We start from the raw sequence: 17,500 nt of genomic DNA on the forward strand, positions 1-17,500 counted from the left end.
TCACTCCTCTGCGCGGACGAACGCGCCGTCCACCAGGTCCTTGAAGCGGTCGAGGTCCTCGGCCGGCGCGTCGATCGCCCGCAGCGGGCCCGCGTCGGCGAGGTGCCTTCGAGCGTAGAGCCGCGCGACGAGCGCCTTGCGGTCGGCGCCCGAGTCGGCGCGCTCCCAGCCGGCCTGCTCCAGCAGCAGCGCCGCCGCGTACACGTCCGCCATGTACTGCGCGAGCGGGTACAGGCGCGCCTCGGCGGTCGTCCGGTCGAGGCCGCGCCACTTCGCGATCGCCTCGCGGACGTGGCCGATCCGTTCGCCGACGAGGTCGGCGGTCGCGTCGTCGCCGGCGGGCGCGTTCCGGACGGCCTCGGTGAGCCGGTCGAGGAACGGCTCGTGCGCGTCCTGCCGCTCGATGGCGCGGCGGACGTCCAGGCACAGGATGTTGTCGCCGCCCTCCCAGATCGGGTTGACCTGCGCGTCCCGCAGGATGCGGGCGACCGGCCACTGCTCGATGTAGCCGTTGCCGCCGTGGATCTCGATCGCGTCGCTCGCCGCCGTCACGCCGAGCCGCGCGGCGCGCAGCTTGATGAGCGCCGCGCCGACCCGCAGCCGCGGTCTCCCCAGGTACCCGTCGAACACCAGCGCCTGGACGGCCTCCGTCTCGACGATCATCTCGGCGAGCTTGCGGCGCATCAGCGGCTGCTCGTCCAGCGGCGCCCCGAACGCCTCGCGCGCCCGCGTGTAGCAGAGCGACTCCACCAGCGACCGGCGCGCGCAGCCGAGCCCCATCATCGAGATGCCGAGCCGCGCGCCGTTCGTCAGCTCCATCATCCGCGCGAGGCCCCTGCCGTCCCCGCCCTCGCCCGCGCTCGACGCCGGGGCCAGCAGGAACGCCTCCGCGTCGGTGAACTCGATCTCCGCGGACGCCACCGACCGGGTGCCGAGCTTGTCCTTCAGCCGGCGGATCCGCACCCCGTTGCGCGTCCCGTCCCGCCGCTCCCGCAGCACCAGGAACGGCGCGATGCCGCGCACCCCGTCCACCGCGCCCTCCGGCTTGGCGAGGACGACGAACGCCGACCCGTTGGCGTTCGAGGCGAACCATTTGAAGCCGTTGAGCCGCCACGCGTCACCGTCCCGGGACGCCGTCGACTCCAGCGCGCCGAGGTCGGAGCCGCCGGACCGCTCGGTGAGCATCTGCGCGGCCTCGCCGGAGAACTCCCCGGCCGCGAAGATCTCCCGGACGCGCTCCTTCACCTCGTCCGGCGCGAACAGCTCGGTGAGCCGGACGACCATGTCGCCGCCGGTGCCGAGCGCGCACGCCATGCCGATGTCGGCCTGGTCGAGCAGGTAGCTCCAGGCGACGCCGAGCGGCGCCGGGTCCACGCCGTTCGCCCTCGCCTCCGCGATGAGGTCCGGCCGGGTGAACGAGGTCGCGACCAGCTCGCGCCGGGACGCCTCGAACGAGCCCGGCATCACGACCTCGCTGACGTCGCGGCCCCACCGGTCGTACTTCTCCAGCCGCGGCGGGTTCCGGTCGGTCTCCTCCGCCCACGCGTTCACCGGGCCGCCCATGAGCGCGCCCAGCGCGCGCAGGCGCGGCTCGGCCCAGCCGAGGCCGTCGCCGAGGTGGCGCCGCATCAGGAAGCGCAGCGTCGGGTCGCAGTCGTACCAGTTGAGGCCCGCGGCCCCCTGGTAGCGCTCCGTCGCGTACCGGCGGGCCTTGTCGGCGCCGCCGAACGGGAGCCGGTCGAACGGCTCGGTCAGGTAAGAGGCCATGCCCCGGACGTTACGCTTCCATGTCACGTGATGGAAGACTGTAATCTCACCGGCGTCCGCACCCGGACGGCCGCCCCGCCCGGCCCGCACCGGATAAAGTCCGCAGCAGCCATGGACACGCTCCACCTCCGCCCCCTCACCGCGCGCTCCGTCGTGCTCAGCACCCTGCTGGGCGTCCACCCGCCCCGGCTCGCCGCGCGCCACCTCGTCCGCGTCGGCGACCTGTTCGGCATCGCCGAGGGCACGATCCGCGTCGCGCTGTCCCGCATGGTCACCGCCGGCGACCTCGTCCAGACCGACGGGAAGTACGCGCTCACCGACCGGCTCCTGCGCCGCCAGGCCCGCCAGGACGAGAGCCGCCGGCCCCGCACCCGCCCCTGGGACGGCACCTGGGAGATCGCCATCATCACCGCCGAGCGCCGCCCCGCCGCCGACCGCGCCGCCCTCCGCCAGGCCATGTCCGCGCTGCGGCTCGCCGAGCTGCGCGAGGGCACCTGGCTGCGCCCCGCCAACCTCGACCGGCCGCGCTCGGAGACCGTCGTCCGCCAGTGCACCTTCCTCGCGGGCCGCCCCGAGCAGGACCCCGCCGTCCTCGCCCGCGCCCTCTGGGACCTCGACGGCTGGGCCGCCACCGCCGAGGCGCTCCGCGCGTCCCTCGCCCGCGCCGGCACGATCGCCGAACGCTTCACCCTCGCCGCCGCCGCCCTGCGCCACCTGCTCCGCGACCCGATCCTGCCGCCCGCCCTCCTGCCGCCCGGCTGGCCCGGCGACGCGCTCCGCGCCGGCTACGAGCGCTTCGAGACCGACTTCGCCCGCCTTCTCACCATCGAGCTGCGGCCCTGAGCCCCGCTCACGGCGCCGAGAGCACGCGGAACCCCGCGTCGACCGGGATCCGGGCGCCCGCCAGCGCGGGCAGCGACCCGTCCACCACCGCCGCGATCACCGCCGCCACGTCGTCCGGCTCCACCATCCGCCCGAGCACCGACCGCGCGGCGAGGGCCTCCTCGATCTCCGGCGTCCGCACCGCCGACGACCCCTCGGTGCGCACCGCGGCGGGCGCGACCACGTTGACCCCCACCGGGCTCGCCTCCGCCGCGACATGCCGCGCGAATGCCTCCAGCGCTGCCTTCGCCGCCGTGTGCGCGCCGCTCATCGGCCGCGTGAGCTCGGCGCTGAGGCTCGACACGTAGACGATCCGCCCGTGCGCCGGCATGTCCGGCAAGGCGGCCTGCGTCACGTGGTACGCCGCGGCGAGCTCGCCCTCCACCTTCCCGATGAACGCCTTCCACGGCAGCGACCGCACCGGCCCGAACGCCGGATCGATGTTCGCGTTGCACACCAGGGCCGTGACCGGCCCGCACGCCGCCACGAGCGCCGCCACCTCCCCGGGGTCGCGGACGTCGGCGCGTATCGCCGTCCCGCCCGTCTCCGCGGCGACGGCCTTCGCCGACGCCTCGTCGCGGTAGTAGTTGACGACCACGCGGTATCCGCGGCGGGCGAGTTCCCTTGCGGTGGACGCGCCGATGCCACGGCCCCCACCGGTCACGAGTGCGATTGGCTCCATGCCGCACACGCTAGGAGACCGGGCTAACCTTTCGTAAGTACGTACCTTCGAGTAAGCCCAGGCAGCGAGAGTAGGTTCCCTGATGGACGACGTCTTCCGCCGAGACTGCCCCGCCCGCGTCGTCCTCGACCACGTGACCCGCCGCTGGGGCGTCCTCGTGCTCACCGCGCTGGACGGCTCCGACCTGCGCTTCTACGAACTGCGCGACCGGATCGAGGGCGTCAGCGAGAAGATGCTGTCGCAGACGCTGCGCACCCTCGTCCGCGACGGCCTCGTCCTGCGCACGGTGGAGCCGACCGTCCCGCCCTCGGTCACCTACGCCCTCACCCCGCTCGGCCGCGGCCTCACCACGTCCCTGCGCACCCTGACCACCTGGATCCGCGACCACGCCGGCGAGATCATCACCGCCCAGCGCACCTACGACGGGATCAGCGTGGAGTGACGACCAGCTTGGACATCTCGGTGCGCATCGGGTCGGCGATGGGCACGGGCCGCCGGGTCTCGCGGTCGACGAAGACGTGCACGAAGTGACCCTCGGCGATGAGCGCGTCGTCGGACGCCCGGTACATGCCGATCTCCCAGCGGACGCTGGAGGTGCCGAGCTTGCCGATCCGCAGGCCGAGGCGGATCGTGTCGGGGAACGACACCTCGGCCTTGTACTGGCAGTGCGACTCCACGCAGAGGGCGACGGACGGCGCGTCCAGCGGCGCGAACCCCGCCTTGCCGATCATCCACTCGTTGATCGCGGTGTCCATCAGCGCGTAGTGGACGGCGTTGTTGACGTGGCCGTAGACGTCGTTGTCCTTCCAGCGCGTCGGCACGCTGACCTGGTGCGGGTAGTCGCTGATCACGCGCGCCAGTCTAGGTACCCGCTGGTAACACGCGGCACGGCGCCCTCCAGGCCGCAAGGGAAAGGTTCTGAGCACGATCCCGGCCTGGAGGGCGCCGTGGTCTTCCGGGCGCGGCGCCTGCTACGCGGCGCGGGCCTTGTCGAAGCGGGCCTTGACGTCCGGCCAGTTGACGAGCGACCAGAGCTTCTCGACGTAGTCCGGACGCACATTGCGGTACTGCAGGTAGTAGGCGTGCTCCCAGGCATCGAACACCAGCAGCGGCGTGGTGTTCATACCCACGTTGCCGTGGTGGTCGTAGACCTGCTCGACCACGAGGCGCCCGCTGAGCGGCTCCCACGCGAGCACGCCCCACCCGGACCCCTGCACGGTGGACGTCGCCGTGGTCAGCTGCTTCCGGAACGCCTCGAACGTCCCGAAGTGCTCGTCGATCGCCGCGGCCAGCTCGCCGTCCGGGCGGTCGCCGCCGTCGGGCGACAGGTTGTCCCAGAAGATCGAGTGCAGGACGTGTCCGGACAGGTTGAACGCGAACGTCTTCTCCAGGCCGACCAGCCCGCCGAACTCCTCCTTGGCGCGCGCCTCGGCGAGCCTCTCCAGCGTGTCGTTGGCGCCCTTGACGTAGGCGGCGTGGTGCTTGGAGTGGTGCAGCTCCAGGATCTCCCCGGTGATCGCCGGCTCCAGCGCGGCATAGTCGTACGGCAGGTCGGGCAGCGTGTAGTCAGCCATGCCGCCACTATTGCAAACAATCCGCAGTTGCGTCTAGCACGCAACAAGCGCGCCGCCCGACCCGCCGGACCTCAGCGCGAGACCGCCTCCTCGAGGTCGGCGATCAGTTCGGAGGCCGTCACCGGGTCCAGCCCGCCGGACCGGTACGGCTTGGGATCGAGATGGGAGAAGCGATCGGGGGCCGGGTCGGCACCGATCCAGTCCGCCTCGAACGTCTGGTCCCCCGACGCGCGCACATCACCGGCGTACAGGCCCGGCGCCAGCGTGACGACGACGTACCGCCGATCAGCGACCGGGCGGACCATGCAGTCGATCCCGCCGTCGGAGTCGATCGGCCCCCGGTACCAGCCGCGCCGCTCCAGCCCGAGCACGTTGCCGAACCGGACGGTCGCCTGCTCGAACCGGGCCAGCCGCCCGCCGGCCATCTGCTCCGCGGTGAGGGCGTGCACGACCCGTGCGAGCTGCGGGAACGGCTGCGTGATCTCGTAGTCGGCGAAGATCCCGGACCAGCCGTCCAGCGCGTCCCCGAGGTGCAGCGGATGCGCGACCCCGACGGCGGTGCCGGCCGCCGGCGCGACGGCGGTGTCGGTGGCGTCCGCCCAGGTGCGGTCCTCGGCGAGGCGGAACGCGGTCGCGGTGCCGTCGTGCTCGGCGAGCCAGACCAGGCGCCGGGCGATGTGCCACACCAGCGGATGCCGGACGAAGTACGCGGTGAACTCGCCGGGCGTCCACCGGCGCCCCGTCGTCATCGCCAGTTCCAGCCGCCGGAGCTGGAGGCCCGCGATGGCAGGTGGTCGGCCGGCAGTTCCCCGGCCGCCGGGTCGTCCAGGACCGCGGGATCTCCAGGACGTCCTCATCGGACGGCGGGGGGCTCTTCTTGATCATGCCCGCACACCGTAGTGCCGGGCGCCGACACCGTCCGGCGGTTCACAGTTCCCGGGCGTCACCCGGCGCGAGCAGCGCCATCTCCAGGCCGGTCAGGTTGCTCAGCATCCCGGCGACCGAGTTCTGCCCCAGCTCGCTGAGCATCACCTCGTGGATCTGCAGCAGGCGCGCCGGACGGACGTTCCGGACGAAGTCGACGGCCTCGCTCACCTTCGTCCACGGCCCGCTGGTGGGCAGCAGCAGCGTGTCCACCGGGACGTCGGGGACGTGGTACGCGTCGCCCGGGTGGTAGACCCGGCCGTCGAACAGGTAACCGGTGTTGTCGACGACCGGGATGTCGGGGTGGATCACCGCGTGCCGCCCGCCGTGCACGGTCACCGCGAAGTCCCCGATGTGCAGCGCGTCGCCGGGCGCGACGGCCCGCACCCGGCCGCCGTGCTCGCCCAGCTTGTCCCGCACCGACGCGGTCGCGTAAACGTGCAGGTCGGGACGCTTCTCCAGGGCGGCGCCGAGCAGGGCGTCGTCGAAGTGGTCGAAGTGCTCGTGCGTGATCAGGACGGCGTCGGCGGCGGCGACGGCGGCCTCCGCGTCCGGGGTGAGCTTCCCGGGGTCGACGACGATCGTCGTGCCGTTCTTCTCAAGGACGACGCAGGCGTGGACGTGCTTGGTCAGCTGCATCGGCGGCCTTCCTTCCGTGAAAGATGCACAGCTCCAACTGTACACCTTTGCTGTATATAATGGCGGGGACGCCGCGTCCCCCGGAGGCCGCCATGACCGAGCACGAGCACCTCGCCGAGCGGCTCCGCACGTCCATCGGCGCGCTCGTCCGCACCACCCGGTCCCAGGCCGACGCGCTCGCCGCGCCGCTCGCCCAGACGCTCGGCCTCCTCGACCGCGACGGCGAGGCGAGCATCTCCTCCCTCGCGCGGCGGCGCCGCGTCCGGCACCAGAGCCAGAGCCGCACGGTGAAGGACCTGGAGAACCTCGGCTACGCCGCCCGCCGCCCCGACCCCCGCGACGGCCGGGGCCGCGTCATCGCGATCACCCCCGAGGGCCGCGCCGCCCTCGATCGCGACCGCCGCGCCCGCCGCGACTGGCTCGCCGCCGCCATCGCCACCGCCCTCACCCCGGAGGAGCAGGACCGCCTCGCCGAACTCCCCGCCCTCCTCGACCGCCTCACCGCCCACGCCACCGCCCCACCGCCCTGACCCACCCGACGCAAAAGGCCCCCTCCAAAGAGGGGGCCGAGTGCGGTCTTCGAGATCAGAGGTCCAGAGCACCGTCCTTGATGCGGCAGACGAGGACGGCGAGGTCGGCGCGTCCGACCGCCAGGTGCCCGCCCTCAGGATTCTTGCCGTCCCGAATGCCCACCGACACCGCCCCGTCCAGCTCAGCCAACTCAACGCACTGGCCGGCTTCACCACCGCTGTAGCTGCTCTTACGCCAGTGCGCGATCTTCATGCTCATGCACCCTCCATCAACGATCGGATCAGAGCCTCGGAGTCGGCCGCCGTCAGCGCCACTCTCTCGACAGCTCGAACCCTGTTCCCAGCTCGGTCACATGCGCACCGGCCTCCAACCGACCTCTGCTGAGGTCAGTGGGCGGTCAGTTCGGCGAGGGTGGTGCGGGACGGGCCGTCTTCGGGGGCGGTGAGGGTGACGAACTGGTGGTCGGGGGTGCCCGGGAGGACCATGCCGATGTAGTCGAGGGACAGCGGGCCGACCACCGGGTGCCGGTACTCCTTGCGGCCCATGCCCGGGCCCTTGACGTCCTGCCGGTCCCACCAGGTGCGGAACTCCGGGGTCCGGGACGGCTCGCGGATCAGGGCCCGCGTCGCGGGGTCGTCCGGGTCGCGGCCGGTCGCGGCGCGCAGTTGCGCGATGCCGTGCCGGGCCACCTCCTCCCACTCGACGTAGAACGTGCGGGCGCGCGGGTCGCAGAGCGCGTACCGGAGCATGTTGCGGCGCGAGGCGGGCTGCTCCGCCAGGTGCGGCATGAGCGCGGCGGCGGTCGCGTTCCAGGCCAGCACGTCGAGGCGGGTGTTGATCACGTACGCCGGGACGGGTCGATGGCGTCCAGCAGCCGCTGCACCGGCGGGGCGACCGGGCCGTCCGCGGCGGCGGGCGGCGGGGACGGCAGGGACAGCGCGAGGCGGTACAGGTGGTCTCGCTCGCGGACGGGGTGGCCACGCTCGCCGCCGAGCAGGGCGTCACGCCGGCGCAGCTGGTGCCGGCGTGGCTGGTCGGCCGCGGCGCGCTGCCGATCCCGGGGACGCGCAAGGCCGCGAACGCCCGTGCCAACGCCGCCGCCGGCGACCTGACACTGGACGCGCAGGTCGTCGAGCGGCTGGAGGAGATCGTCCCGCCGGACGCGGTGGCGGGCGCCCAGGGAAACGACGCCTACCTGGCCAACCTCGACACATGACGCGCGCCGGACGGCCCGCCCCGGTTCGGGGCGGCCGCCGGCGGCTCAGTGGCGGCGCCCGCCGCGCAGGCGGGAGAGCAGGTTGCGGGCCTTCTCCTGGTTGCGCGGGTCGTTGATGAACTGCTCCGCCTTCGCGCGGGCCTTCTGCGCCTGCGGGCTGCGGGCGAGCTGCTCGGCCTTCGCGCGCGCCTTCTGGCCCTGCGGGCCGTGCGCGAACTGCTCCGCCTTGGCGCGCGCCTTCTGCGCTTGGGGGCTGCGGGCGAACTGCTCCGCCTTCGCCCGGGCCTTCTGCCCCTGCGGTCCCCGGACGAAATTCATGATCCGGTCGATGAGAGAAGCCATGTTCTTCCTCCTCGGCCTAGCTTCTCCCAGTTCAACGCGCGCCCCCGTCGGAAAGTTCGTCAGAACGCCTCGTCGAACGCCACCTCGCCCTCGACGCCGATCTGGTACGCCGAGACGCGCCGCTCGAAGAAGTTCGACAGCTCCTGGACGTCCTGCAGCTCCATGAACGCGAACGGGTTCGCCGTCCCGTAGCGGACCGGCAGGCCGAGGCGGGCGAGCCGCTGGTCGGCGACGTACTCCAGGTAGGCGCGCATGTCGCCGGCGCTCATCCCGGGCAGGCCGTCGCCGCACAGGTCGCGGGCGAACGCCAGCTCCGCCTCGACGGCCTCCTCCAGCATCGCGGTGACCTGCGCGGTCAGCTCCGCGTCGAACAGCCCCGGCTCCTCCGCCCGGACGGTGTCGACGACGGAGAACGCGAACTCCATGTGCATGGATTCGTCCCGGAACACCCAGTTCGTCCCGGACGCGAGGCCGTTCAGCAGCCCGCGCGACCGCAGCCAGTACACGTAGGCGAACGCGCCGTAGAAGAACAGGCCCTCGATGCACGCGGCGAAGCAGATCAGGTTGAGCAGGAACGCGCGCCGGTCGGCGGCGGTGCGCAGCTCGTCCAGCGATCCGAGCGAGTCGATCCAGCGGAAGCAGAACTCCGCCTTCGCCCGGATCGACGGGATGTGCTCGATCGCCGCGAACGCCCGGGCCCGCTCGTCCTGGTCGGGCAGGTAGGTGTCGAGGAGGGTCAGGTAGAACTGGACGTGCACGGCCTCCTCGAACAGCTGCCGCGACAGGTAGAGCCGGGCCTCCGGTGCGTTGACGTGCTTGTAGAGGTTGAGGACGAGGTTGTTCGCGACGATCGAGTCGCCGGTGGCGAAGAAGGCGACGAGCCGGTTGACCAGGTGCAGCTCCGCCGGGGTGAGGCGGGCGAGGTCGGCGAGGTCGGAGGCGAGGTCCACCTCCTCGACGGTCCAGGTGTTGCGGATCGCGGCGCGGTAGCGCTCGTAGAAGTCGGGGTAGCGCATGGGCCGCAGCGTCAGGTCCATGCCGGGATCGAGGAGCATTACTGGCACGCCTCGCAGGTCTCGGGGTTCTCCAGGGAGCAGACCGCCGCGGCGACGGTCGTCTGCGCGATCCGCGTGGCGGGACGCGAGCGCAGGTAGTAGGTGGTCTTCAGGCCGCTGCGCCACGCGTAGGCGTACATCGACGACAGCTTCCCGATCGTCGGCGTCTCCATGAACAGGTTCAGCGAGTGCGACTGGTCGATGTACGGGGTGCGGGCGGCGGCGAGGTCGATGAGCGCCTTCTGCGGCAGCTCCCAGGCCGTCCGGTACAGCTCGCGCATCTCCGCGGGCAGGTCGGCCAGGCCCTGGATCGAGCCGTTCGCGCGCTTGATCGCCTCGCGGACGGCGTCGTTCCACAGACCGAGCGACTTCAGGTCCTCGACGAGGTAGCCGTTGATCTGCAGGAACTCGCCGGACAGCGTCTCGCGCTTGAACAGGTTGGACACCTGCGGCTCGATGCACTCGTAGCAGCCGGCGATGGACGCGATCGTGGCGGTCGGCGCGATCGCGATCAGCAGCGAGTTGCGCAGCCCGACGCCGGCGATCCGGGCGCGGAGCGCGTCCCATTCGGCGGGACGGGCCGGCGCGGCGTCCGGGAAGTGGTCGAGGTGCAGCTGCCCGCGCGCGGTGCGGGTCTCGGCGTAGGCGGGGAGCGGGCCGTGCGCCTCGGCGAGGTCGGCGGACGCGCCGTACGCGGCGAGCGCGATCTCCTCGGCGATCCGGGTGGACAGCTCGCGGGCCTCCGCCGAGTCGAAGGGGAGCCGCAGCGTGAAGAACACGTCGGCGAGGCCCATGACGCCGAGGCCGACCGGACGCCATTTCCGGTTGGCCGTTTCCGCCTCGGGCGTCGGGTAGAAGCCGCGGTCGATGGTGCGGTCCAGGAACCGGACGGCGGTGCGGACGGTCGCGCGCAGCCGCTCCCAGTCGACCCCGGACGGCGACACGTGCGCGGCCAGGTTCACCGAGCCGAGGTTGCACACCGCCGCCTCGTTCTCGCTCGTGACCTCAAGGATCTCGGTGCACAGGTTCGACAGGTGGACGGTCCGGCCCGGCTCGGCGGTCTGGTTGCAGGCCCGGTTCGCGGCGTCCTTGAAGGTCATCCACCCGTTTCCGGTCTCCGCCAAGGTGCGCATCATCCGGCCGTAGAGCTTGCGGGCCGGGACCTGCCGGACGTACCGGCCCTCCTTTTCGGCCGCCCGATAGGCGGCGTCGAAGGCGTCGCCCCATAGGTCCGTCAGCTCGGGGACCTCCTTCGGGTCGAACAGCGACCACGTCCCGTCCGCCTCGACGCGGCGCATGAACTCGTCCGGGATCCAGTTCGCCAGGTTCAGGTTGTGGGTGCGGCGCGCGTCCTCGCCGGTGTTGTCGCGCAGCTCGAGGAACTCCTCGACGTCGGCGTGCCACGGCTCCAGGTACACGCACGCGGCGCCCTTGCGGCGGCCGCCCTGGTTGACGGCGGCGACGGACGCGTCCAGCGTGCGCAGCCACGGCACGATCCCGTTGGAGTGCCCGTTCGTGCCGCGGATCAGCGACCCGCGCGAGCGGACCCGCGTCCAGGAGATCCCGATCCCGCCCGCGTACTTGCTGAGCCGCGCGACCTGCCCGTACCGCTCGTAGATCGCCTCCAGCTCGTCGCGCGGCGAGTCCAGCAGGAAGCACGACGACAGCTGCGGGCGGCGCGCCGCCGAGTTGAACAGCGTCGGCGAGCTGGGCAGGTACGACAGCGTGCTGAGCAGCCCGTACAGCTCGGCCGCCTCGTCCACGCTGTTGGAAAGGCCCACGGCGACCCGCAGGAAGAAGTGCTGCGGGCGCTCCAGGACGAGCCGGGTCCGCGGATGCCGCAGCAGGTACCGGTCGTAGAGGGTACGGAGGCCGAAGTACCCGAACCGGTCGTCGGCCCCGTCGTCGATCAGGGCGTCAAGGGCGGCGGCGTTGGCGGCGACGAACGCGGCCGGGGCGTCGGCGAGGAGGCCTTCGGCGTGCGCCGCGGCGACGGACTCCGCGAAGCTCCGGACGCCCGCCTCGGCGGTCTCGTCGCGGATCCGGGCCGCGAGCAGCCGCGCGGCGACCCGCGAGTACCCCGGCTCCGCCGCGACCAGCGCGGCGGCCTCCCCGATCGCCAGGTCCCGCAGGTCCGCGGCGCTCGCGCCGTCCCCCGCCCGGACCGCGCCGAGCACCCGTTCCGGCGCGGTCCCCTCGATGCCGGCGCAGGCCGCCGCGACGTCGGCGGCGATCCCCTGGACCGCCGGCGCCTGCATGGTGACTGTCACGTTCTCTCCCTCGTGAGCGGGCCTCGCGAGGGCATGCGAACGGGCGCGGCGGCATGCTGCCGCGCACCGTCCCCCGGCTCACCCGCGAAGCCTCGGACGTACGGCGTGCATGGCAGGTCTTCGGACTCGCGGGCGCCGCGCCTCCCGCCGGAGGCACGACCTACTGGCCGTCGCTTCCCGATCCGGACGTCCCGGTTCAGTGCCTGTGACGGCGGTCGTTCCCGCTCACCGCTGCGGGGCAGTCCCGGACTCGCACCGGGTTCCCTCTTGCGACGCCCCCGCCGCGAGCGGCGGGGGCGAACCAGCACGGGATTGAACCCTACATCTTGTTGATCCACATTGCGCAACCCCAACATGTAGGGCGGGTCGGGACCGGATTGCGGGGGTCGGGTGCGGCCGGCCGGACTGAGGTGGGACGATGTCCCCGTCATGTCCCCGCGTCCCAGGCAGCCGGTCCTCCGCACCGCGCGCGCGGTCGTCTTCGCGACCGTGTGCGTCACGCTGGCGACCCTCGGGCACGACCTCGCCTCGCACGACCCGGCGCCCGGATGGGCGGTGCTCGCCGGGTTCGGCGCGGTCCTCGCGGTCACCCTCGCCCTCGCCGGCCACGAGCGCTCCCTCCCGACGATCATGGGCGGGCTGCTCGGCGGCCAGTTCGCGCTGCACACCCTGTTCGCGAGCGCGGCCGAGGGCATGCGCCACTGCGACACGGCGGCGACGGCCGCGACGGCCGGGCACGCCGCCGCCGGGCCGGCGCCCGCGATGCACGGCTCCGGCACCTCCATGACCCTCGCGCACGTCGCCGCCGCCGTCCTCGCGGCCTGGTGGCTGCGGCGCGGCGAGCGGGCCGCGTGGTCCCTCGCGCGGCGCCTCGCGTCCGCCGCCGACCGGCCGATCCGGCTGCTGCTCGCGCTGCTGCTGATCGAACCGGCGGGGCGTCCGGTACGTACCCCCGTGGTGCCGGTGGCGGCCGGCGCGCTCGCCACGGGACGCGCGCTCCGGCACCAGGTCGTCCGGCGGGGACCTCCGCCGCGTTCGAGGGCGCTCGCCCTTCGCTGAGCGAGCGCCGTACGTCGCCGGCCGCCGGATCCCCCGGTGCCCGGCCATTCCCGTACGACTCGAACGGAGTTCCGTCTTGCCTTCCCGCACGCATGCCCGCCGGCTCGGCACGCTCGCCGCGCTCTCCGGCCTCGGCGTGATCGCGCTCGCCACCGCCGCGTCCGCGCACGTCACCGTCAACCCGAAGACCGCCGAGCAGGGCTCCTACGCCAAGGTCTCGTTCCGGGTGCCGAACGAGGAGGACAACGCCGACACCACCAAGCTCGTGGTGAACTTCCCGGTCGACCACCCGCTCGCGTCGGTGTCGGTGCGTCCCGTCCCCGGCTGGACGGCCAAGGTCGTGAAGTCCACGCTGCCGAAGCCGATCAAGACCGAGGGCGGCGAGCTGACCAAGGCCGTCACGCAGATCACCTGGTCCGGCGGCAAGATCGAGCCGGGCCAGTTCCAGGAGTTCGACGTCTCGCTCGGCCCGCTGCCGACCGACACCGACACGATGATGTTCAAGGCCGACCAGACCTACTCCGACGGCCAGGTCGTCAAGTGGGAGCAGGACCCGGGCGACGGCACCAGCGAGCCCGAGCACCCGGCGCCGACGCTGAAGCTGACCCCGAAGGGCGCCACCGACACCGCCACCGCCGGGCTCACCGCCCAGTCGAAGCCCGCCGCCAAGGCGGAGGCGAGCTCCGACGACGGCACCGCGCGGACGCTCGGCGGCGTCGGCATCGGCGTCGGCGTGATCGGCATCGCGGTCGGCGGCTACGGCCTGGCCCGCGCGCGGAGCCGGGCGTGACCCGGGCCGTCCGGCGCACCGCCGGCGGCGCCGCCGCGGCGCTCGCCGCGCTGGCGCTGACCGCGTCGCCCGCGTCCGCGCACACGTCGCTGACCGCCGCGAACCCGGCTGCGGACGCGACGATCGCGCCGCCGACCCAGATCGTCCTGACCTACGCCGACCCGGTGCAACTGCCGCAGGTCGTGCTGACGGACGCCAAGGGCGGGCGGCACGAGGCGGGCAAGGCGCAGGCGGTGGACAACAAGGTCACCGAGGCGGTGAAGGGCACGCTGCCGAACGGTGTGTACACGGTCGGCTGGCGCGTCGTGTCGCCGGACGGCCACCCGATCAGCGGCACCTACAAGTTCACCGTCACCGGATCCACCGGCGCGGCGCCCGCCGGGTCCGCGGCGTCCGCGCCCGCCGCGAAGGCCGCCGGGAACGGCTCCGGCGGCTCGTCCGGCTGGCTGTGGATCGGCCTGATCGCCGCCGTCGTGGTGGTCGCGGGCGGCGGGTTCGCCTGGTACCGGCGCACTTCGGGAACGTCCCCGAACACGTGACCGCGCGGTCTTCCGGACGGGTGATTACAGCGTTACAGTGATTACCCGTCCGGAAGACCATCCCCTGGGGCCCTGGTGATCGTCGAGTACATCCGCTACCGGATCGACCAGGCGGACGCCGAGGAGTTCGAGGCCGCCTACGCCCGCGCCGCCGTCCCGCTCGCCGCCGCCCCGCAGTGCGTCGACTACGAGCTGTCCCGCTGTGTCGACGAACCCGAGTGCTACATCCTGCGGATCTGCTGGACGTCCGCCGACGACCACTCAAAGGGCTTCCGCTCCGGCGAGCACTTCCCCGCCTTCTTCGCCGAGATCGAACCGTACGTGCGGCGGATCGAGGAGATGCGGCACTACGAGCGCACGCCCGTCCGCGGCGCCGGCTCGTCCGTCCCGACCATGTACGACTGGGCCGGCGGCGCCGACGCCCTGCAGCGCCTCACCGAGGTCTTCTACACCACCGTCCTGAAGGACGACCTGCTCCGCCCCCTCTTCGAGCACATGGCCCCCGACCACCCGAAATGGGTCGCGATCTGGCTCGGCGAGGTGTTCCGCGGCCCCGAGCGCTACAGCCGGGAGCGCGGCGGCTACCACCACATGGTCCGGCAGCACCTCGGCAAGGCGATCACCGAGGCGCAGCGCCGCCGCTGGGTGAGCCTGCTCATGGACGCCGCCGACGAGGTCGGCCTGCCCGCCGACCCCGAGTTCCGCGCCGCGTTCGCCTCCTACATCGAGTGGGGCACCCGCATCGCGCTGTCGAACTCCCAGCCCGGCGCGACGCCGCCGCTCGAAGCGCCGATGCCGCACTGGGGCTGGGGCGTGGCCCCGCCCTACACTCCCGCCACGTAGTCACCGGGAGGCCAGGGCGACCACCGCCTCCTCCGCCCCGGCGAGCGATCGTGCCGCCATTTCCCTGAACCGCGCCAGGTGCGGGACGAGGTCCGCGAGGGTCATTTCGGCGTTGACGAAGGACACGCCGTCCTCCGCGACGCCGAGATTGGCGAAATAGGCCCGCAGATAGGGCTCCTGGAAGTCGAATCCCTCGCGCGGCGTGCCGGGCCCGTACGCGCCGCCGCGCGCCGTCACGACGACGATCCGCTTGCCGTGCAGCAGGCTCCGGCCCGTGTCAGGGTCGGTGTATGCGCCGGGAAAGGTGATCCGGTCGATCCACGCCTTGAGCGACGCGGGCACCGAGAAGTTGTACATCGGGGCGCCGATCAGCACGGTTCCGGCACCCGCGAACTGCTCGACCAGCGGCAGGGTCAGCGCCCATTCCCGTTCCTCGGCGGCGGTCTCGATGAGCGCGTCCACTTTCGCGGGCGGGACGTAGCCGTTCCTCTCGACGCGGCGTCCGAGTTCGCAATAGGCCGCCGAGATCGGCGGCACCGGATCCGCGACGAGATCGCGGTACCGGTAGCCGGACGTCCCGTGCCGCTCCCGCCACGCGTCCGCGAACCGCGCGGACAGGCGCCGGGTGATGGAGTCGCCGGAGTGGCTGGAGTCCAGGTGCAGCAGCGAGGCGACCTGGTCATGGGCCGATAGCATGGTGGAGCGCGTCTCCTTCGCTCTCGTGTCGTCGGTGTTCCCACAGCTATGACGACCCGCGCCGACGAAAGGGGACCGATGGACGAGCAGGTGCTGGCCGAGCGGTTCGACGCGTGCCGCGGCCACCTGCGGGCGGTCGCGTACCGGATGCTCGGCTCGCTCGACGAGGCCGACGACGCGATCCAGGAGACGTGGCTGCGGGCGTCCCGCGCCGGTGCCGGAGACGTCGCGAACCTGCCCGGCTGGCTCACCACGATCGCCGGGCGGATCTGCCTCGACATGCTGCGGGCGCGGCGGCGCCGCGACGAGGCCCCCGCCGGCCTCGACGGCCTGGCCGCGCTGGAGGAGGCCGGGGGCCGGGACCCCGAGGAGGAGGCGGTGCTCGCCGACTCGGTGGGGCTGGCGATGCTCGTCGTCCTGGACCGCCTCGCGCCCGCCGAGCGCGTCGCGTTCGTCCTGCACGACCTGTTCGCCGTGCCGTTCGCGGAGATCGCCGGGATCGTCGAGCGGACCCCGGAGACCACGAAGAAGCTGGCGAGCCGGGCCCGGCAGCGCGTGCAGGGGTCGCCGTCGGTGCCCGCCGCCGACCTCGCGCGGCAGCGGGAGGCCGTGTCGGCGTTCCTCGCCGCGTCCCGCTCCGGCGACATGGACGCGCTGCTCGCAGTGCTCGCGCCGGACGCGTTCCGGCGCGCCGAGGGCGCGGCGGAGGTCCGGGGCGCCCGCCGCATCGCCGGGGAGACCCTCGCCAACCCCGTCCGCGCCCGGAACGCCCGTCTCGCCCTGGTGGACGGCGCGGTCGGCGTCATCGTCGCCCCCCGAGGCCGCCTAGCGGCGGTCCTTCAGGTCGAGGTGGAGCACGACCGCATCACCGGCTTCACCGTCATCACCGACCCGTCCCGCCTAAACCGCCTCCCCCTCGCCGTCCTCCGTTGACTTGCGGCGAGTCGTCGTTTCGGCGGGCCGCATAACGACGACTCGCCGCAAGTCAACGTGGGGGCTTGCAGGCGAGGAGGTGGCCTTGGCGGTGGCGCTCGGCTTCGGCGGGCTCGCGGCGGAGCCGCGCGATCTCGGTGAAGCCGGTTTCGGTCGTCAGGGCGGCCAGGGCGTCGATGGGCCAGCGGGTCGCCGGCGCCACCTTGTGGTCGAACGGGACGGGCTCGCCGGTGTCGGAGACGAAGAAGCCGAGCAGCAGGTGCCCGCCGGGCGCCAGCATCCGGTGGAACGCGGCGAGCAGGCCGGGGACGTCCTCGACCGGCGTGTGGATGATCGAGTACCAGGCGAGGACGCCGCCGAGCGCACCGTCGGGCACGTCCACCTCGGTCATCGGGGCGTGGTCGAACCGGACGCCCGGGTGCGCCGCGCGGGCGATCCGGATCATCTCCGCGGACACGTCCGCGCCGAACGCGTCGCAGCCGAGCGAGCGCAGGTGGGCGGTCAGGTGCCCGGGGCCGCAGCCGAGGTCGGCGACCGGCCCGGCGTCCCGGGCGAGCCGCCCGAACGCGTTGATCATCCCGAGGTCCAACGGCATGTCGAGGAACGCGGTGGTGAACAGCGAGGCGTACAGGTCGGCGACGGAGTCGTAGGCGGTGCCGGTGTCGGCTGGGGAGGCGGTCATGGGCGACGACCCTATGACGTCCGCACCGGGTCATGATCGCCTGCTCCAACGGCGCCGGCGAGACGCTGCTGGTCGA

The 17,500-nt window shown here is 73.0% G+C and carries 21 protein-coding genes, 1 pseudogene and 1 riboswitch; of the genes and pseudogenes, 9 read left to right on the forward strand and 13 right to left on the reverse strand.

The genetic code is table 11. The annotated features are described in order from the left end of the window. Positions 1 to 1,767, reverse strand: coding sequence for an acyl-CoA dehydrogenase family protein (locus F8568_RS02165; RefSeq protein ID WP_151590784.1), 1,767 nt, complete (start codon positions 1,765 to 1,767; stop codon positions 1 to 3). Between the two features lie 111 nt (positions 1,768 to 1,878). Between F8568_RS02165 and F8568_RS02170 the strand changes: the two genes are divergently transcribed. Beyond that, entirely contained in the window at positions 1,879 to 2,610 is a 732-nt protein-coding gene (locus tag F8568_RS02170) for a PaaX family transcriptional regulator C-terminal domain-containing protein (RefSeq protein ID WP_151590788.1), read from the forward strand. A gap of 7 nt (positions 2,611 to 2,617) precedes the next feature. On the opposite strand, the gene F8568_RS02175 is transcribed toward F8568_RS02170, so the two are convergent. After that, positions 2,618 to 3,331 carry an SDR family oxidoreductase gene (locus tag F8568_RS02175; protein WP_151590791.1) on the reverse strand — a complete coding sequence of 238 codons (714 nt, stop codon included), beginning with the start codon at positions 3,329 to 3,331 and terminating at the stop codon, positions 2,618 to 2,620. Between the two features lie 82 nt (positions 3,332 to 3,413). Here F8568_RS02175 and F8568_RS02180 point away from each other — a divergent pair, with 82 nt between their 5' ends. Further along, positions 3,414 to 3,773, forward strand: coding sequence for a winged helix-turn-helix transcriptional regulator (locus F8568_RS02180; RefSeq protein WP_151590794.1), 360 nt, complete (start codon positions 3,414 to 3,416; stop codon positions 3,771 to 3,773). Here F8568_RS02180 and F8568_RS02185 read toward each other — a convergent pair. From F8568_RS02185 to F8568_RS02200, 4 genes are all read right to left on the reverse strand, one after another. After that, positions 3,760 to 4,182: an acyl-CoA thioesterase gene (locus F8568_RS02185; RefSeq protein WP_151590797.1), complete on the reverse strand. Its 423-nt coding sequence runs from the start codon at positions 4,180 to 4,182 to the stop codon at positions 3,760 to 3,762. The two genes, F8568_RS02180 and F8568_RS02185, sit on opposite strands and share 14 nt — an antisense overlap. 120 nt (positions 4,183 to 4,302) lie before the next feature. After that, positions 4,303 to 4,905: a superoxide dismutase gene (locus F8568_RS02190; RefSeq protein WP_151590799.1), complete on the reverse strand. Its 603-nt coding sequence runs from the start codon at positions 4,903 to 4,905 to the stop codon at positions 4,303 to 4,305. Positions 4,906 to 4,976: 71 nt separating this feature from the next. Next, positions 4,977 to 5,762: a DUF4132 domain-containing protein gene (locus F8568_RS02195; RefSeq protein ID WP_151590802.1), complete on the reverse strand. Its 786-nt coding sequence runs from the start codon at positions 5,760 to 5,762 to the stop codon at positions 4,977 to 4,979. A gap of 70 nt (positions 5,763 to 5,832) precedes the next feature. Then, positions 5,833 to 6,468, reverse strand: coding sequence for an MBL fold metallo-hydrolase (locus F8568_RS02200; RefSeq protein WP_151590805.1), 636 nt, complete (start codon positions 6,466 to 6,468; stop codon positions 5,833 to 5,835). A gap of 92 nt (positions 6,469 to 6,560) precedes the next feature. Between F8568_RS02200 and F8568_RS02205 the strand changes: the two genes are divergently transcribed. Then, a complete protein-coding gene (locus F8568_RS02205) occupies positions 6,561 to 6,998 on the forward strand; it encodes a MarR family winged helix-turn-helix transcriptional regulator (RefSeq protein ID WP_151590808.1) in 438 nt (145 codons plus the stop codon). A 55-nt stretch (positions 6,999 to 7,053) separates the two neighbouring features. On the opposite strand, the gene F8568_RS02210 is transcribed toward F8568_RS02205, so the two are convergent. After that, on the reverse strand, positions 7,054 to 7,257 hold the full coding sequence (locus F8568_RS02210; RefSeq protein ID WP_328600682.1) for a DUF397 domain-containing protein: 204 nt from the start codon (positions 7,255 to 7,257) through the stop codon (positions 7,054 to 7,056). 128 nt (positions 7,258 to 7,385) lie between these two features. Beyond that, a pseudogene (locus F8568_RS02215) lies at positions 7,386 to 7,856 on the reverse strand (MmyB family transcriptional regulator); the annotation flags it as partial. Positions 7,857 to 7,951: 95 nt separating this feature from the next. On the opposite strand from F8568_RS02215, the gene F8568_RS02220 reads away from it, so the two are divergent. Further along, on the forward strand, positions 7,952 to 8,215 hold the full coding sequence (locus tag F8568_RS02220) for an aldo/keto reductase (RefSeq protein ID WP_160573479.1): 264 nt from the start codon (positions 7,952 to 7,954) through the stop codon (positions 8,213 to 8,215). A 45-nt stretch (positions 8,216 to 8,260) separates the two neighbouring features. Here the strand turns inward: F8568_RS02220 and F8568_RS02225 are convergent, their stop codons facing one another. Genes F8568_RS02225 through F8568_RS02235 form a run of 3 tightly spaced genes read right to left on the reverse strand, consistent with a single transcriptional unit; the run spans position 8,261 to position 11,882 of the window. Beyond that, the gene (locus F8568_RS02225) at positions 8,261 to 8,557 is read right to left on the reverse strand and encodes a hypothetical protein (RefSeq protein WP_151590816.1); all 297 of its coding nucleotides are present in this window, start codon (positions 8,555 to 8,557) and stop codon (positions 8,261 to 8,263) included. A 59-nt stretch (positions 8,558 to 8,616) separates the two neighbouring features. Further along, positions 8,617 to 9,612 carry a ribonucleotide-diphosphate reductase subunit beta gene (locus F8568_RS02230; protein ID WP_151590819.1) on the reverse strand — a complete coding sequence of 332 codons (996 nt, stop codon included), beginning with the start codon at positions 9,610 to 9,612 and terminating at the stop codon, positions 8,617 to 8,619. Beyond that, on the reverse strand, positions 9,612 to 11,882 hold the full coding sequence (locus tag F8568_RS02235; protein WP_328600683.1) for a ribonucleoside-diphosphate reductase subunit alpha: 2,271 nt from the start codon (positions 11,880 to 11,882) through the stop codon (positions 9,612 to 9,614). Before F8568_RS02235 ends, F8568_RS02230 begins: the two co-directional genes overlap by 1 nt. 93 nt (positions 11,883 to 11,975) lie before the next feature. After that, positions 11,976 to 12,203: riboswitch (cobalamin riboswitch) on the reverse strand. A 108-nt stretch (positions 12,204 to 12,311) separates the two neighbouring features. Between F8568_RS02235 and F8568_RS02240 the strand changes: the two genes are divergently transcribed. The 4 genes from F8568_RS02240 (at position 12,312) to F8568_RS02255 (ending at position 15,113) form a co-directional block, all read left to right on the forward strand. Next, complete coding sequence (locus tag F8568_RS02240; RefSeq protein ID WP_151590822.1) at positions 12,312 to 12,941, forward strand: hypothetical protein; 630 nt, start codon at positions 12,312 to 12,314, stop codon at positions 12,939 to 12,941. A 76-nt stretch (positions 12,942 to 13,017) separates the two neighbouring features. After that, positions 13,018 to 13,731 carry a YcnI family copper-binding membrane protein gene (locus F8568_RS02245; RefSeq protein ID WP_151590824.1) on the forward strand — a complete coding sequence of 238 codons (714 nt, stop codon included), beginning with the start codon at positions 13,018 to 13,020 and terminating at the stop codon, positions 13,729 to 13,731. Beyond that, a complete protein-coding gene (locus F8568_RS02250) occupies positions 13,728 to 14,270 on the forward strand; it encodes a copper resistance CopC family protein (RefSeq protein WP_328600684.1) in 543 nt (180 codons plus the stop codon). Before F8568_RS02245 ends, F8568_RS02250 begins: the two co-directional genes overlap by 4 nt. A 75-nt stretch (positions 14,271 to 14,345) precedes the next feature. Continuing rightward, positions 14,346 to 15,113, forward strand: a complete 768-nt coding sequence (locus F8568_RS02255) for a group II truncated hemoglobin (RefSeq protein ID WP_151590827.1) — start codon at positions 14,346 to 14,348, stop codon at positions 15,111 to 15,113. Here F8568_RS02255 and F8568_RS02260 read toward each other — a convergent pair whose 3' ends face one another. After that, complete coding sequence (locus F8568_RS02260) at positions 15,114 to 15,809, reverse strand: FMN-dependent NADH-azoreductase (protein ID WP_151590830.1); 696 nt, start codon at positions 15,807 to 15,809, stop codon at positions 15,114 to 15,116. It lies immediately after the preceding gene. Between the two features lie 78 nt (positions 15,810 to 15,887). Here F8568_RS02260 and F8568_RS02265 point away from each other — a divergent pair, with 78 nt between their 5' ends. Continuing rightward, entirely contained in the window at positions 15,888 to 16,742 is an 855-nt protein-coding gene (locus F8568_RS02265; RefSeq protein ID WP_151590833.1) for a sigma-70 family RNA polymerase sigma factor, read from the forward strand. A gap of 52 nt (positions 16,743 to 16,794) precedes the next feature. Here the strand turns inward: F8568_RS02265 and F8568_RS02270 are convergent, their stop codons facing one another. Continuing rightward, positions 16,795 to 17,424 carry a class I SAM-dependent methyltransferase gene (locus tag F8568_RS02270; protein ID WP_151590837.1) on the reverse strand — a complete coding sequence of 210 codons (630 nt, stop codon included), beginning with the start codon at positions 17,422 to 17,424 and terminating at the stop codon, positions 16,795 to 16,797. Positions 17,425 to 17,500: the final 76 nt, after the last annotated feature.

The organism is Actinomadura physcomitrii (assembly GCF_008923205.2).
GTDB lineage: Bacteria > Actinomycetota > Actinomycetes > Streptosporangiales > Streptosporangiaceae > Spirillospora > Spirillospora physcomitrii.

Bases quoted from the DNA above. Each gene is read 5' to 3' on its own strand.
- F8568_RS02195 (WP_151590802.1), bottom strand. From the start codon at position 5,762: ATGAGGACGTCCTGGAGATCCCGCGGTCCTGGACGACCCGGCGGCCGG.
- F8568_RS02210 (WP_328600682.1), bottom strand. From the start codon at position 7,257: ATGAGCATGAAGATCGCGCACTGGCGTAAGAGCAGCTACAGCGGTGGT.
- F8568_RS02190 (WP_151590799.1), bottom strand. From the start codon at position 4,905: ATGGCTGACTACACGCTGCCCGACCTGCCGTACGACTATGCCGCGCTG.
- F8568_RS02240 (WP_151590822.1), top strand. From the start codon at position 12,312: ATGTCCCCGCGTCCCAGGCAGCCGGTCCTCCGCACCGCGCGCGCGGTC.
- F8568_RS02260 (WP_151590830.1), bottom strand. From the start codon at position 15,809: ATGCTATCGGCCCATGACCAGGTCGCCTCGCTGCTGCACCTGGACTCC.
- F8568_RS02230 (WP_151590819.1), bottom strand. From the start codon at position 9,612: ATGCTCCTCGATCCCGGCATGGACCTGACGCTGCGGCCCATGCGCTAC.
- F8568_RS02200 (WP_151590805.1), bottom strand. From the start codon at position 6,468: ATGCAGCTGACCAAGCACGTCCACGCCTGCGTCGTCCTTGAGAAGAAC.
- F8568_RS02265 (WP_151590833.1), top strand. From the start codon at position 15,888: ATGGACGAGCAGGTGCTGGCCGAGCGGTTCGACGCGTGCCGCGGCCAC.
- F8568_RS02270 (WP_151590837.1), bottom strand. From the start codon at position 17,424: ATGACCGCCTCCCCAGCCGACACCGGCACCGCCTACGACTCCGTCGCC.
- F8568_RS02205 (WP_151590808.1), top strand. From the start codon at position 6,561: ATGACCGAGCACGAGCACCTCGCCGAGCGGCTCCGCACGTCCATCGGC.
- F8568_RS02175 (WP_151590791.1), bottom strand. From the start codon at position 3,331: ATGGAGCCAATCGCACTCGTGACCGGTGGGGGCCGTGGCATCGGCGCG.
- F8568_RS02170 (WP_151590788.1), top strand. From the start codon at position 1,879: ATGGACACGCTCCACCTCCGCCCCCTCACCGCGCGCTCCGTCGTGCTC.
- F8568_RS02225 (WP_151590816.1), bottom strand. From the start codon at position 8,557: ATGGCTTCTCTCATCGACCGGATCATGAATTTCGTCCGGGGACCGCAG.
- F8568_RS02165 (WP_151590784.1), bottom strand. From the start codon at position 1,767: ATGGCCTCTTACCTGACCGAGCCGTTCGACCGGCTCCCGTTCGGCGGC.
- F8568_RS02180 (WP_151590794.1), top strand. From the start codon at position 3,414: ATGGACGACGTCTTCCGCCGAGACTGCCCCGCCCGCGTCGTCCTCGAC.